A 15737-nucleotide genomic window follows, 5' to 3' on the forward strand; every position below is an offset into this window, starting at 1 on the left:
CGTTCCTTTAACCTATATTTTTATCGCCTTTTTAGGTTTTTCATTAACCGTGGATTCTGTAATTTCATCTTTAGTATTCTCCGTTTTAGTAATAGTATTTTTAATCTTTCGATCAAGGTTTTCTAATTCAGATTTTATAGCTTTTAATTCATTTTCTTTACGCCATTTAGCGTGAACTACTTCGCTAAGTGTAGGTATATGTATTTCATTTTTGCTAAGTTTCTCCTGCTCACTTTCAAGTAAAGAAGGAATTTTTAGCAAAGCATTTAAAAAATTAGAAGCAGCTAATTGAGGATCGGAAGCCATTAATCCATTATTGTAGGTGTACTTAATATCTCCTTTACCAAGTACAAAAAAACGATTGATATTAAAATCAAACTCATCTTTCATAGAAGCTTCTGTTTTAATAAGCAGCGTAAATCCATACAAGCTACCAATACTTCGGTATTCGCCTCTAGTATTCATTTCTTTGGATAGTTCGTTTAGCTTTTTCCCAATCTGATTGATACTAGAACTATCCAAATTTTTTAATTGAATAGGGTTCAAGACAGTTCCGTTTTCATCTTTCTTAAGATTAGTTAAGAATTGCTTCTGGTCAGCTGTCATTGAAGCTATTCTTTCTTTGCCAAGTTCTACCAATTGGCAAAGGTCTTTTAATTTGTTTTTGGAAGTCCATTTAGAATTGTGAAATGCCTTTCGTTCACTTTCTAGAGCAGTTATCTTCTTTTCCAATTTAGCTTTTTCTAATAAATCTGTATTTCCTGATAGTATTGCTACATATTCAGAGAAATTCATTCCAGACTTTTCATCCATGCCACCTTCATCTATGGTTCGTTTTCCTAAATTATTTGTTTTTAACTGATCTATAAAAAGTTGCTTGTTATGCAGTAGATTAAATTTGTAACTATCTAAAGATTTTTCTACTGCATAAATAATTACATCAACTTTATTGTTGCCGAAATGTTTAGCAATTTCATTACCCTTTCTAATGGCTCTACCATCTCGTTGCGCTAAATCACTTGGTCGCCAAGGAGTATCCAAATGATGGATGGCTACAGCTCTTTGCTGTGCATTAACTCCTGTTCCTAACATTTCGGTAGAACCAAAAAGCACCCGAATTTTCCCTTGATTCATTTGTGTAATAAAATCTTTGCGTGCTTTTTCGCTTTTTGCTTCTTGAATAAATCGCACTTCAGAAGGAAGAAGTCCATAATCTTCTATAAGTTTACGTCTGATTTCTGAATATGGATTCCAAGTATTAGGTTTGTAAGTTCCTAAATCTGAGAACACAAATTGAGTACCTTTTTGCGCTTGAAATTTATGATAATATTCACTGATTTTTTTTGCACAATGCGAGGCTTTATTATCTATGTGATCATTGTATTCAGATGAAATCATCCGCATATCCAAGGACATTTTACGAGCATAATTGGTAGCAATTAGCATTTTTGCTTTTTCTTCTTTTTGAGAAAGTGGAGGTCTCCCTAAAAGTGTAGCGTTCCCTGTTTTAGCAAACTCCATTAATTTATAGATAAACTCTTCCTGTTCTGGAGTCGGAGGGATATTGTATAGTATTTCATTTTTTTCTGGACGATCTATACCAATATCTTTGGCTGTACGATAATCAGTAATTTCCGAATAGAATTGAGCTAATTCTGGGACTTTAATAAAGTATCTAAAACGTTCCTTTTGTACGATTGTATTAGTTACAGAAAATTCATAATCTGTTGTTTTCTTAGCATAAATAGCAGCCCATGCATCAAAGCAATGAATATTTTGCTGTTCGAGCGCTTTAGGGCGTAAGTATTTGAATAATAAATACAACTCTGTTAGTGAGTTAGAAATGGTAGTTCCTGATAAAAATGTAGCACCTAAATCCTTACCCGTACGCTGTTGAATGGTACGTAAAGCAAACAATAAATTTATGGCTCTTTGGCTTCCTTGTGAATTTCCTAATCCAGCGACCCTATCATGACGTGTATTGAACATTAGGTTTTTAAACTTATGACTTTCGTCTACGAAAAGGTGATCTATTCCCATCATTTTAAAATCTATGATATCGTCTTTTTTTTCTGCAATATCATGGGCTAACGACTTTAGTTTTACTTCTAAATTTTCTTTTCTTTTTTGCATCCCTTTAATCATACCTCTTGAGATTTCTTCACCTTGTTGCTCCAAAGTCCACAAGTTATCTTCTACATTGTCTAATTCTGCTTGTAAAATTTCTTGCTGTACTTCTGCGGATTGTGGTATTTTCCCAAATTGATCATGTGTTAAGATAACGGCATCCCAATTATTATTTTTAATATCTCCAAAAATGCGCTGACGTTTACTAGGGGTAAAGTCTTGCTTTCCTGGATATAATATTCGAGCATTGGGATAAGCTTTTCTATAAGTTTCGGCAATCTCGTGGACATTAGCTTTTAAACCAATAATCATTGGTTTATTGGCTAAACCTAACCTTTTTAGTTCATAAGAAGCACAGCACATAACTAAGGTTTTTCCTGCTCCAACTTCATGATCACAGATTGCACCACCATTGTTTTTTATCATCCAGATGACATCCTTTTGGCTATTGTATAAATCTTCTATACCTAGTCCTTTTCTATCTAATTGAGGAAAACTTTGATGACTACCATCGTATTCTGGACGAACAAAGCAATTGAAGGTATTATTATATAAGTTTGTTAACCTATTTTTGAAATCATCATTTTGTACTTGTAGCCAATCAATAAATTCGTTTCGTATTTCATCAATTTTACTGTTAGCGAGTTGAATAGCTTCACTGTCTGGAATCTTTACTTCCTTTTCTCCAAGAACTATCTTTTTTGTGATTTTTGGTGTAGTATTTACTAAAGCATGTTTTAATAGGGCAATTCCATCATAATTTCTGCTTTCACTTTTTACATTATATTTACTCCATATCGTTGCATTTTTTTGTTTGCAATTCACGGAGAATTCATCACCATTCGGAGCATAATGAATTTTCACCTCGGTATCGAATAAATGAGAAGCAAAACGACTATAAATTCCTGATGGTATCCAACGTTCCCCAAGATTAAAATCTAATTCTTCAAAAGTAATTCGGCGTGGAAAAACAGCCTGTAATGCTTTTAAAGAGTCTTTAGCTTCAGAATCATCTGGATTCAATTGGATATGCGCTTCTATTTGACTTGCTTTTTGGATTACATTTCCAGCTAAAAATTTATCACTAACTTGATATTCGTTCTCTATTGGATGATAATGTATTCGCTCACCTAGTACAGTTTTTAACTCTTCTTGGGGTATCTTGCTGATTTGCTCCATATACTCTAAATCCACACTTGAAAATTTATTCAAAGAAGCACTTAGGGCTTCATTCGGAGTTTTAATAGATTCGATTTTATCTGAGTTAAAAGCTACTGGACGAAAGAAGATATCTGCTTTTCTAAAAGAATCTCCTTGATTACGTTCGAGATAAAGTATTTCATTACTAACAGCGTCCATTTTTAAAAACTTTAAAGAACTAGGTGCATTTAAATAGCCACTTGTTTTTACGAAAGCGTCATAATACTCGTTAAGTTGTTCACGTAATTTTGGTTGCTCAACCTGAGTATTATATTCCTTAGTGTATAACTCAAAATAAGTATCTCTTAAAGGAATATATTTTTCTATTTTTCTTCGCTGTAGTGAATTCAGTAATAGAGGATGAAAAGTTGGGGTATTAGGAAATGATTTTAAATAGCCGATTTGATTGTCAAAATATACCAAACAACCTTCTTTATAATGATCTAATACAGGATCAGTAAATGGTTGAGGTCCATTTACAGCTTTGGGTGGTTTTAGGTTACTTTTTTTACTTGCAATACCTGACTTAAGTTTCTTCTTTTTCCGTTTTTTAGGTTTGTAATTAGGGTCTCGTTCTTCTTCCGAAAAATTGAATAAATCGTATAATGTTATTACCGATTCTTGTTGTGTTATTTCTTGCTTTTTAAGAGGTTGATCAACAACAGATGCAATTGTTTTTAGTTGTTTGTTTTGATATAATTCTCTATCTAAGTTTTGTTCTATGTTGTTTTGTAAGAGCATTCCAAAATCATTAGCAATAGCTTCTGGTGTTCCATCATGCCAATAAATGGTTGCAGCTTTTCCATAAGGATCTGTATCAATGCTGTATTTGGTAAAGAGCACGTTTTTTTGTCCCTCAAAAAGACGATTACTAGGAGTCTTTTCTTCTGTTATGTAGCTTTCTATAAATTTGTGTTCTAACTCTGAGAGTTGTTGTTTTTGACTGTTTTTTTGTAGTAGAATAAAATCGCTACCAACTTCTGTACCTGCATTTTCTATGAATAGGTTATTGGGTAATCGGATAGCAGATACTAGTTGCATATTTTCTAACAGTTTTCTACGAATAGGTTCATTTCTAGAACTATTTAAAACACCTTGTGAAGTAATGTAAGCTAACAGACCACCTTCGCGTAATGTATCTACACCTTTCAAAAAAAAGTAGTTATGAATACTTTTAGATGCTTGCACACGAATCTCATCATTACTTTTTGAAAAATCAGGGTCAAAAACACTAATATCACCAAATGGAATATTGCTACTTACGACATCAAAATGGTTATGATATGCTTTGTCTATGGTCTCAAAACCTTTTCCAAATACTTTGGTTTCAGGTTGCGTATATTGAAGTATTTTTGAAGTAAGTAGATCCTTTTCAAATGCAACTGGGTTATTTTTACCAAAGACAGAAGTGAAAATCCCCATACCTGCTGATGGATCTAAAAATTTATTGACTTGTATTTCATTGTTTTGAAAAGTCCTACCAATTTCCTCCACCAATGCATTAGGAGTGTAAAAAGCGGTTAGAACGCTACTTTTTATGCTATCCGCATAACTTTTATATAATTTTTGACTTGAAGTGTTCTCTTGTAAAATTCGATGAAGTTCTCCAACTAAAGGGAATAGATCTAACTCAGAATTGGACCAGTAAGTGATGTCATCTAGTGAGTTTGCAGGTTGTAAAACACATTTTAGACCACCAAAACCAACATATTTTTTTAATAGTTTAAGTTCTTCTTCATTAGCTTGCCTTTTTAATTTTCCCAGAGTTAAAGCTGTTTGTATAGCTGCTATATTATCCTGAAGATGCTCTTTTTTAGAAAATCCCATAGTACTTTAGATTGATAATTTTTGAAATTACCAACCCACTACACTCGATTTTATGGAATATGAATAATGGCTTTGCTTTACTGAGCAGTGGTATTACTTTGCCTTTTGATTAGGTACAACTGTCTTATGCGTTGAATTAGTCTAATAGGCAGGATGAAAACCCCTATAATAGATGATAGAAATAATTTCAGAATAAAATAAATGACCCAACCAATAACTGGTAAGACTAAAAAAATCCTTGGGGTAATACTATTTAAAGCTTTCCAACCAGCTACGAGAGCAGCTCCTATATAGAAACCTTGAAAAATTAAAAGCCCTTTAGGAATGTCCGAAGCTTTTAGTTGAGCGTTACCTATAATGGAATTTTGATACAGTAGATAAGTACAGATCACTAACCCAAAAACAAACATTACAAAAAATTCATTGTAAATTTTCTTTTTGACAAATCTATTTTCTACAGAATTATTAGAATACTTCATCCTTTACATGGCTATTAAATTTTCTTCTATCCAAATTTGAATTACACCTGTCAACTCAGTGTATAATGCCATATACATTTCGCTATTTTCAAAGTCTTTGTCTATGTTATATTGACTGAATAAGGGTAAACTAATTGGATATATTTTTTCTGTGAATTCGCGCAAATCTCCATCTTTAATTTCACGATTAAATTCATTGCAAATGATGTCAAAAAGCATATCCATTTTTGAAAATGGTAAATCAGAAAACAATGTCGTGTTTGCAATATGAGAAGCTTCTACATGGTTATGATTAGTGCTAATAGCTTCGGTATAGGCTTGTGATGCTAATTCACTACGCGCTACTAAAAAATCATTGTTTTTTGCCAATTCAGGATAACTATAGTTTAAATGTTCTTTTAATCTCAATTGAAAATAAGACAGGTCTTGTTGGTTTTTGTCACTCATAATGGTTTATTTAGAAAAGAAAATACTGAAAACCAAATAATTGGTTATCAGTATTTAATTAAACGATATTTTAAGTTTTTTATTTTTTCTTTCTTTGAGGGAACTCAAAAGAAGTTTTTGCGTCAGTTCCAATAACTAAATAGGCATCAAAAGTTTTTTTAGCTTTACTTTTTAGTCCTTTCAATAGCGGAGTTTTACCTTTAGTCAATAATGTTTCTACAGCTTTTTCTGAAATAATTTTTCCGCAAATACTTCTAAATAGCAGCCAATCACAACCATCATTAGTACACTTAGCAACTTTTGGAAATAATTTAACGGAAGCTTTGTTGCATTTCGGGCACTGCAATAATTGTTTTGGACTGGTTTTTATTTCAGTATTTAAAATTTCAGTAGTAATTTGTTTTGTGTATTGCTTAATAGAATTTTGAAAATCAGTTACACTCATTTCTCCCTTTTCGATGTTGGCTAATGATTTCTCCCATTCTCCTGTCATTGTTACATTCGAGATACTTTTGTTTTTTACAATTTCATATACTTGTAAACCCTTTTCAGTGGGTACAAGAGATTTCTTTTTTCTTTGTATGTAATTGCGTTTGAATAAAATTTCAATAATATTGGCTCGTGTTGCTGGAGTCCCTAAACCAACTTCTTTTATTGCTAATCTTTCTTCTTCATTTTCAATTCTTTTTCCTGCATTTTCCATAGCAGATAGCAATGTAGTTTCAGTCAATAAGGGTTTAGGCTGAGTTCGTTTTTCTTGTAAAGATGTATTTCTAATTTTTATTGATTCGCCTTCTTTAACCTCGGGTAATTGAGGGGTGTTTCTTTGACCAAAATAACCTCTAATTCCTCGCCATCCTTCCGATATAACAACGATGCCAGTAGTTGTAAATAGTTGGTCTTTAGCTTTACATTTTATATTGGTAACCTCTTTTACACAAGGAGCTGATACAGATTCTAATATCCGAGATGCAATTAATTGATAAATCATGCTTTCTTCTTTAGTTAAATCTAAAGCTGTATTTTCAGTAATTAATAGTGCATGATGATCGGTTACTTTCTCATTATTAATAATTCGTTTTTGTAACTTTTGTGTTCGTAACTTCTTTGCGTGTTCCTTTAAAGATTCATTTTTTTCTAAGCTTAGTATTAATTCTGGGATTTGATGCCACATGTCCTCAGAAATATATTTACTACCAGTTCTTGGATAGCTGATAAGCTTTTTTTCATATAGGGATTGAGCGATTTTTAATGTTTGAGAAGCAGACAAATTATACATTGTATTGGCTTCTTTTTGCAATCCTGTTATATTATAAAGTAATGGAGGTTGCTCTCTTTTTTCCTTCTGCTCAGATTCAATAATAACTACAGATTTTAAAGTGTTAAGAACCTCTATGCTCGCTTCGGCTTCCTTTTTAGAGGAGAATGAAGCTTCAGAAAGCGTATGGAATACAATACCATTACTACTATGTTGTAGTTTAACTTTCCAATATAACTCTGATTGAAATTTTGTGTGTTCTAGGTAACGTTCACATACCATAGCTAGTGTTGGAGTTTGCACCCTTCCTAAAGAATACACACCATTATTGGCTTGTGTGCTTAACGCTTGAGTTGCATTAATTCCGATCAACCAGTCTGCCTGATTACGAGCTTTAGCAGATTCATATAAGCTATCGTAATTTGTGCCTTTTTGCAAATTTTGAAACCCTTCAGTAATCGCTTCATCAGTTAAAGAACTTATCCAAAGACGTTCAAAAGGTTTTTTGCAATTCAAAAAATGGTAGATATATCTAAAAATCAATTCCCCTTCACGCCCTGCATCAGTTGCTACTATAATTTTATTGCAGCGATCAAAAATCTCTTTAATGATTTGTAGCTGTTCTAAAGCACGTTTGTCATTTCTATATTCGTTCTTTATTTTGATTTGACGAGGGACTAATAAAAATTCTTGAGGAATGATTGGTAAATTGTCTTTTTGAAAACTTTTAATACCATATATTTCTGGCATTGCTAATCCTACTAAATGTCCAAATGCCCATGTAATGGCATATTCTTTACCCAACCAATATCCATTTTTGCGTTGAGTAATGCCCAAGTGTGCAGCTAGATCGCTAGCTACACTGGGCTTTTCTGTAATAATAGCTATCATTTTTATAGCTTTTTACCTTTTTGTTTTGTGGCTTTTTCATCCACTTTTTGCACTTCCCCTTTACCAGTTTCTTGACTTACTTTGTCTTTTTTATTGTTAGGATTTTTAAAAGAAAAATCAATTTTACTTCCCTTGTCATTTAATTTTAAATACCCTTTGTAAGCATCTCCATTTCTACTAATAAAACCGTCTATATAAATCGTTTTCCCATCCTTCAAGAGCGTACGTTGATCCTCGGTCAATTCTTTACCTCTAATCATTTTAGGGATTTCATTCAAAGGAGCATCATTCTTTTTTTGCTGTTGATTTAGAATAGGTTTATCAAATAGAAATTCTACATAACGTTTATCAGCATTAAATTGAACCTTCGCGTCAAACTCTTTTCCTTTAGAAGAAATCATTCCATTAAGTTGTAATGGTTTCCCTTCTTGTAAAGTTTGTTTTTGTTGATCATTCAGAGTTATTCCTTTAATCTCATTAGGGATTTTAATGTATTCAGCTTTTAAAGCAACCAATTCATTGGTTAATCTATCTATACTAATAATAGAAGGGATCATTTCACCTGTTTTTAAGTTATGCAGATCTACTATACGCCCCATGTTGCCAGTCTCTTTTAAGTTTTTTTTATCCGCATCGCTAAACTCATGACCAAAAAATGGATAGTTAAGCATAGGTTCTCGTCGAATACCATGAATAGCCATAGTTACCTTTCCTTCTTTATTTGTTTGTAAAGACAAGCGAGCATCTAATCGACTGAAAGCAGTGCCTACATTAAAACTAACAGGTACTAGTTCATTGGTTTTGTATCCTTTTAACAAACCATCTAGTAAATTTCTTTTTTCTAACTTTTCTTTGGTGATACCCAGACTACCGAGAGTTTCCCAATCAATATCTTTTTCTTGATAGCGGTATTCACTTTCTTGATTTGTATTTTCTGTTGAATGAGTCTCGGTTTTTTTACTAGTTCCATTAGGACTAATTTCTTGGTGCTGTACTTCTAAATCTTTTGCTTGTGTTTCCATTTGTGGTTGTTTTTTATGATTAAATTTTGCAATCTCTAATTCATGATTATCCATCATTTTACTCATTGATTGTGTTGGGTTTTTTAATTGCTCTTTGAAAATTTTGGTGATTTTTTCTATTTGCTTAAGAGGCACTTTAAAAAATTTAAAACGTGAAGGGTCTTTTGCTTGGCGGAAATAATTAGAAAAGAAATTAGATAGCATATCTCCATTTTTATCTACTTTGAGAAAATCGTTTTGATTTGCTTCTTTAGGATCAGTTGTTTCTAAATTGCCATCTTTGTCTAATCCTTTGACCGCTTTAATTTCATTTGTTTCTTGGTCTAGCACCAACAAAATATCCGAGAACTGCTCGGGTAAATCTTGATTAACATCATTCATTTTATTATGATTTACGATTAGTATTTGTTCGAAATTATAATCCTGAACGATGTAGAAATACGAGTGATTTAAATTGTCACTTCATGACCTCTTATAACTTATTTTGGCGTTACGGGGTTTTTAAATAAAGCTTTTATGAAATGGTTTATATCCGAGAGTCGATAGTATGTTTTACCACTTATAGCATAATAGGGCAATTTTCCAGAGGAACGATATCGTTGAAGAGTTCTGGAACTAACTTTTAAGATCGTTAGTACATCTTGATTGTCTAGTAATTGTTCACCTTCAATTACGTTTTTTTGTCGTTGTAAACGAGCTATTTTTTCGTCTAATAAGTCAAAACGATCTTGAATGCGATCCATCCAAGCAAAAAATTCTCTTCTGTCTAATTCCATCTTTTAGTGAGTTAAAATGATGGAACAAAAGTGGAGTAGTTATTGGGTATTCATACCCAAGTAGATGCCAATTGGCAATGGTTTTTTATTGGTGAGAATGCTTTTTTATCTATCACTTTCACCTAAATGAGTTTCTAAAGCTTGTTTTAACTGATCCAAGAATAGTGTTCTGCTATCTGTGCGATATTTCATTCGATGATAAGTGTGGTGTATATCTCCTAATTTTATATCAAAAATCTGTTCAAAAACATTCGCAATTTTACGGATATTTGATTTAGGGATTGACTTAGATATATGTAAGGCGTAGATAAGCTCTATCATAGAACTTTTAGAGTTTGACCAGTCTAAATTACCTACATTTATAGAATTTCTAGGAGATTCATCAATTTTACTATTCACATAAATATGAAGTTTCTCCTCAGCTTTTATTAATGAAAATACTGAATCATAGAAAGTAGAAAATTGAAGATCAAAAAAAGTAAAAGTTTGATCTCCTGAGTAAACAATATCATCATTTTTTTGTCTTAAAAAATAAAGATAATCCTTATCAGTTCTCCCTGATTTTATATACTGGTAAAATGAATTACTATGGTAGTACCTTTTATTAGATTTTGAAACCTTCTCAAGGTAATTTGTGTAGTGTTGTATATTTTTTTGAGCATTTCCAATTGGGCATGTAGTCTCTATACAATACACATGCTTGTAGAAAATTAAAAGTCCATGTATTTCGGGTTTTATTTCTTTAAAAAAATGAATTTCTTCTTCCTCAGTGCTAAAATTAAAGTCTAATAAGTGCTTTTTCATAAGCTCTAATTTCTCATGGAGATATGAAATCATTTTTCTTGCAATTTCTATTTCATTTGATTCGAATTTAATAGATCCGTATTTGTCTCGTACTTCATTCAATATTTCATCAAAAAACATATTCATTTGATCAACATTTTTAGATTAAACAACCAAAACGTCCAGGGAATATCACTAGATAACCAAACTACTAGTGTATAAACCTAGAAAAACTAAAAAATAATCTAAATGTTGATTGGGAGGTTTTAAGACAATAAATAATAATGAACGTTGTTCATCCTCTAATTCACCATCTTAAGTAAAACTAAAGGATATTTTGATAAACGTAAAATAGTTATAAATATTAGGTGTTTTTCAATAAATATTCGTAGATAACTGATTAATTTGAGTTATATTAAAGAAATGAGAACGCATTTTTTAGGATTTTCGCAACTTTTAAAATGTATAAATAAAATGACGTTCGTACTTTTTGTATAGAAAAAAGTTAGTATATTAGCGTATACCAAAGCGCATACGGCATTAATAGTTTTGGTAAATTTAATAAAAACAAACTTGCTTATTTACAAGTGTTTATGTTTTTTGAAGTGGGGCTTAGGATAGCTCGTCGGGCTCATAACCCGAAGGTCACAGGTTCGAGTCCTGTTCCCGCTACTAGATTTGACATGGCTTTCGAGAAATTGAAAGCCTTTTTTAATTATTTTCCTAAAACATTTAGAGCTGATTAAGGATCATTACTAAATGTTGTGTCTTATAGAGTTGGTAACAATATTAAAAGCTTTAAATCCAGAACCCTCCACTTCTTTAAATCAATGTACAAGTATAGTGTAAGCTACTTCCTTGGTTGTATCTTTGTTATTAAACATATTTCTAAGTTTTTTACAAATTACATATGCTTTTTTTAATATCAGGGTAGAGTTTAAATAAAATTTGACCTCTTTGTAGTTGTTTTTCAGTTCAATCCGTTTTTGGTTTGTATAATAAATAACGACTCCTAGCTAATAATTGTTTTAATATATCTTCATTATCAAAAATTCAGAAGTGTATGTTTTGTTATTTTTCTTTTGAAGATGAAAAAGTGGGCAAATGAATTTGAAAAAATAAATTTATCAGTGAGAATCTTTTTTAGATTAAAATTAGCTCTTTGTAAGTTTAAAAAATTAAGCTAGATTGAATCATGCTTTTATAATCGATATTTACATTTTTTCTTTCTTTTGGAAATCTGTATTTGTATTAATTAAATTTAAGTAATGTTTACTTTCTGAAAGTAATATTTTAATAATTTCAAGCTTTTTATCTTTCTTGTATAAATCTTCTATCCCAAAATTACTACAGTAGTCTATAAAATGATAAAATCTTGTTTTAGGAATTTTTAATGTTTTATAAAAAAAAACTTCACCAAACTCATCTTTTAATTTTCTAGGGAAATTTTCTTTAAAGTTTAGTTTCTTCATTAGTTCCTTTTCTTTTTTCCAAGCCAAATTTGGTAGCGCTACACTTGCGCCAACACCAAAAGAATTCAAAGGAGAAGATGTTATTATTGGTTTTCTTAAATGAATTTCATCTTTTCCCAATTTCATTGACATTATTTCATAGGCCGGAATATTTCTTATATCATCTACAAGATTTTTGACAATTTTTCCAATTGAATCTTCAGGTGTTTTGCGTACATCTAACTCTAAAAAACCTGACATTTTTTTTTGAATTTTCACTTCGTCCAATTCAATGAATTCCGAATCTAAAAAAACTTTAAATAAAGTGTTATCGTAAATTTCTTTATCTACAAATATTAGTTTTGTCTTAAACTGAATGTTACTAATTTTTATTGAATCTCCAATTTTAGCAAGAATTGTAAACTCTCCTCTTGAATTAGATACACTACCTTTTTGAGTTTTTAAGTTTAGAATGTGTGAATTTTGAATTCCTTGATACGAAGAATTCAGAATAACACCTCTTATATTCTTTTCTTGAGAAAAGGAAAACTGTGCTATTAATAAAAATATGGAAAACAAAAATATTTTCATTTGTCTCTCTAAAATATGTAAAGTAATCTTCTTCCTAATGAGTATAAGCTAAAATTTGTACACTTAATTACTACTAATCTTTTTTGAATTCACTAAACGCTCGTCCTTTAGATAGAAAATACCGTCAACTGCATTAGGAATATCCATAATCTCGCCTTTATATCTCATTCCTTCTAGCCATACAATATTAGATCTGCCTATCTTATTCTTTTTTATTTCGTTAATATTATCTTTATTTTTCAACGAAAGATAAACAAAATCAGAATCATATTTATTGTTAATATAGTATTCTAGTCCACCTTTTTTACTCCTAACTTTTGTTTTTCCCAAACCTAACATTCCTTTAAAACCAAACTTTCCTTTAAAAGGAGTAAAAGCCATAACATAATATCTTTCTCCATATTCTTTTTTCAAATAGACCCCCATCTTTTTCTTATTATATTTTTTAGAAACTCTATAATTTTTAATAGAATTTGGATTAGATAATAGATGAGATGTAGCAGCCCAGAGCATTATTTTCTTGTTTGGGTATTTTTTATTAGCTAGAAATTTTACGTTTGAAGCCATTCTTTTATCCCTATTACTTCTTTTATAATTTTTCCGATATACGGACTGTAAATTATTAGTTACTTCTGACCAAAAGTCATTAAAAAGATTATCTTTCTTTTCTATTTTACTTAACTCTTTTCTTATTTCTCGAAATTTATTATACAGAAGTAATGTGTCCTGAGGGGCTCTTTTAGAAAAAGAATAACTTCTATCTGCAACGGTATTTATTGCATTGTAAAAAGTAGAATCTAATTTAAAACTTATTTTATTCTCTTCTTCTAAGTTATTAATAAAGTTAGCATAATCTTTAGTTAAATCTTGAGTATCAGTAGATGCAAAAAAAGATTCATCAAAACCTATAAATTCTAGAGGTCTATCTGTTTTTTGTGTTTCGATTATGTATTCAAATAATTCTTTAGTTTCAGATGTACTCCACACACCAGAAATATTATAATTAATTGAATCTTTATTTGCTTGGCCTTTTTTTATTAATTCATTTACTTTAGATGAATTATAAAAAGGAGATTCAAAAGCTATAACATCAAATCCACATTTTTTGTGAAGATATTTGACCATTTTTACTTTAGCTGTATAGGTTCCCCCCATATTATGTAAAGCTTCTCCTAAACCAATAATTTGAACATTTTTTAATTCCTCTTGCAAGAAAGAAAGTTCTTTAAAATTTGAATTTTCAAATTCTTTATTAGATATTTTAGTAAATGTTTGAGAATTAAGTTTAATCATTAAAATCAAACATATTATCAATACTAACTTTTGTCTAATTTCTTTCTTTTTTATTTTACAATAAAAGTATTTCATCCCAATTTTGTTTAATTTTTTTGTCTCCATTAATATAATTCAACAATGCAAGTCCTATTCCAGAATAACCATTAAGGAAACCACTGTCCGATATGAACTGATCTTTACCATCTATAATACCATACCAACAGCCAAAATCTGATATATCTATTTGATTTTTAGATTTTTCAGTTGTTCGGTTTAACCAATAATTTCGAATATCTGTAAACTCTATGAAATTAAATTCTTCAACAAGTTTGTTATACATGTGAAAAGCTCCTGATGTACCGTGGCATAATCCTCTATCCACTACTCCTGTATTTTCTCTATTTTTTCTATCCGAAGTTTTTTTTAAGATTTGTAACCCCTCATCCATTAGGACTTCATTATTAATCTTATTTCCACAATAATAAATAGAATATCCAATTCCTAAATCGCCATTACACCAAGCTATACGTGAATTACATTCATTTATTTCACTGTCTATTTTATTCGGAAAATAACTTTGACTTGATTTTTCTGATGATTTTTGTAATAGTAACCATTTAGTTGCTTTTTCGGCTGCATCTTTAGCTATTAAGCTTCCGTTAATATCATAAACTTTAGATAAAAAACTAATTATAGATGCAACCCCATGTGCCATTCCTAAATTGACCACTTCATTTTCTGTAGATGAAGAAGTATGATCTAGCCATTTTAAACCTCCTGCTTCTTCCACTGACATTTGTAAGATAATATCAACAACTTCATTTAATTGTTCATTTACATAATCCTTATTAAAATGAGCTCGTTGGATAAAATAGTTTCCATAACCTAATAATCCGTAAAATAGATCATGATTTTTCTCTTCTTTTGCCTTCCTAGATTGTTCTATTAAAATTTGGTCAAATAAATTGAAAAAATCATCATCATATTCTAAAAAATCACGATTAACTAAATATTGAAAGCACCATGCTATACCAGCATACCCTGATATAAACTCCATTCCAGCTTCATATTTTTTATCTTCTAAAATTAAATAGGCTTTTTCAAAAGAATCATCAGCTAACTCTATAATATCGTCGTCATCTAAGTAACGTCCATACTCATATAAAAAAATACTTTTCCCTAAAAAACCGCCACTTAAAAAGTAGTCAATCTTATCACTAAATAATGATTCTTTTATATTACTATATAACAATGATAAAGTTTGTTCTATTTCTTTCTTATTCATAATTCATATAAAAAAAAAAGGTATAAACAGTTTTGGTTTATACCTTCTCACAATTTCATTAGTGTAAAATTAATCTATGCAAAGAATAGTAAAACCTTGTTTGTTTTTACCATCTTTATCTTTTCTTGTACATCTAGTATGTGAAGTACATCCTCTATCAGATTTTGTTTGAGTACAAATAAAACGAGACTTAAACAGTCCTCCTTGGATTTTTTGAGACTCTTCAGCTCCTAATACATAGAAATTTTCTTTCTCTAATGACAACTTTTTTAAAGTTTTCTTGTTTTTCATGATTATAAAATTTTTGATGAGTAGCTAATGTATA

General features: G+C 30.5%; 10 protein-coding genes. All 10 read right to left on the minus strand.

All coding sequences use genetic code 11. From position 1 onward, the window contains the following. Window positions 1-12 precede the first annotated feature (12 nt). Entirely contained in the window at window positions 13-5154 is a 5142-nt protein-coding gene (locus tag AQ1685_RS03350) for an N-6 DNA methylase (RefSeq protein ID WP_095069436.1), read from the minus strand. 482 nt (window positions 5155-5636) lie between these two features. Further along, window positions 5637-6080 (minus strand): DUF1896 family protein, encoded by a 444-nt coding sequence (locus tag AQ1685_RS03355; RefSeq protein ID WP_095069440.1) that lies wholly within the window; start codon window positions 6078-6080, stop codon window positions 5637-5639. A gap of 79 nt (window positions 6081-6159) precedes the next feature. After that, window positions 6160-8229: a type IA DNA topoisomerase gene (locus tag AQ1685_RS03360; RefSeq protein WP_095069442.1), complete on the minus strand. Its 2070-nt coding sequence runs from the start codon at window positions 8227-8229 to the stop codon at window positions 6160-6162. Between the two features lie 2 nt (window positions 8230-8231). Beyond that, window positions 8232-9632, minus strand: coding sequence for a DUF3945 domain-containing protein (locus AQ1685_RS03365; protein WP_095069444.1), 1401 nt, complete (start codon window positions 9630-9632; stop codon window positions 8232-8234). A gap of 98 nt (window positions 9633-9730) precedes the next feature. Further along, a complete protein-coding gene (locus AQ1685_RS03370) occupies window positions 9731-10027 on the minus strand; it encodes a helix-turn-helix domain-containing protein (protein WP_095069446.1) in 297 nt (98 codons plus the stop codon). A 105-nt stretch (window positions 10028-10132) separates the two neighbouring features. After that, the gene (locus tag AQ1685_RS03375; RefSeq protein ID WP_095069448.1) at window positions 10133-10957 is read right to left on the minus strand and encodes an RteC domain-containing protein; all 825 of its coding nucleotides are present in this window, start codon (window positions 10955-10957) and stop codon (window positions 10133-10135) included. Window positions 10958-12024: 1067 nt separating this feature from the next. Next, a complete protein-coding gene (locus AQ1685_RS03380; protein ID WP_095069449.1) occupies window positions 12025-12852 on the minus strand; it encodes a hypothetical protein in 828 nt (275 codons plus the stop codon). Window positions 12853-12915: 63 nt separating this feature from the next. Continuing rightward, the gene (locus AQ1685_RS03385) at window positions 12916-14145 is read right to left on the minus strand and encodes an erythromycin esterase family protein (protein WP_157730070.1); all 1230 of its coding nucleotides are present in this window, start codon (window positions 14143-14145) and stop codon (window positions 12916-12918) included. Window positions 14146-14200: 55 nt separating this feature from the next. Then, window positions 14201-15412, minus strand: a complete 1212-nt coding sequence (locus tag AQ1685_RS03390) for a lanthionine synthetase C family protein (RefSeq protein WP_095069454.1) — start codon at window positions 15410-15412, stop codon at window positions 14201-14203. Between the two features lie 69 nt (window positions 15413-15481). Beyond that, a complete protein-coding gene (locus tag AQ1685_RS03395; RefSeq protein WP_095069456.1) occupies window positions 15482-15703 on the minus strand; it encodes a hypothetical protein in 222 nt (73 codons plus the stop codon). Between the last annotated feature and the right edge of the window lie 34 nt (window positions 15704-15737).

It is taken from the genome of Tenacibaculum jejuense, from assembly GCF_900198195.1.
GTDB lineage: Bacteria > Bacteroidota > Bacteroidia > Flavobacteriales > Flavobacteriaceae > Polaribacter > Polaribacter jejuensis.

Coding starts and splice junctions, on each gene's coding strand:
- AQ1685_RS03375 (WP_095069448.1), bottom strand. CDS start 10,957: ATGAATATGTTTTTTGATGAAATATTGAATGAAGTACGAGACAAATAC.
- AQ1685_RS03365 (WP_095069444.1), bottom strand. CDS start 9,632: ATGAATGATGTTAATCAAGATTTACCCGAGCAGTTCTCGGATATTTTG.
- AQ1685_RS03395 (WP_095069456.1), bottom strand. CDS start 15,703: ATGAAAAACAAGAAAACTTTAAAAAAGTTGTCATTAGAGAAAGAAAAT.
- AQ1685_RS03370 (WP_095069446.1), bottom strand. CDS start 10,027: ATGGAATTAGACAGAAGAGAATTTTTTGCTTGGATGGATCGCATTCAA.
- AQ1685_RS03385 (WP_157730070.1), bottom strand. CDS start 14,145: ATGATTAAACTTAATTCTCAAACATTTACTAAAATATCTAATAAAGAA.
- AQ1685_RS03350 (WP_095069436.1), bottom strand. CDS start 5,154: ATGGGATTTTCTAAAAAAGAGCATCTTCAGGATAATATAGCAGCTATA.
- AQ1685_RS03360 (WP_095069442.1), bottom strand. CDS start 8,229: ATGATAGCTATTATTACAGAAAAGCCCAGTGTAGCTAGCGATCTAGCT.
- AQ1685_RS03390 (WP_095069454.1), bottom strand. CDS start 15,412: ATGAATAAGAAAGAAATAGAACAAACTTTATCATTGTTATATAGTAAT.
- AQ1685_RS03355 (WP_095069440.1), bottom strand. CDS start 6,080: ATGAGTGACAAAAACCAACAAGACCTGTCTTATTTTCAATTGAGATTA.
- AQ1685_RS03380 (WP_095069449.1), bottom strand. CDS start 12,852: ATGAAAATATTTTTGTTTTCCATATTTTTATTAATAGCACAGTTTTCC.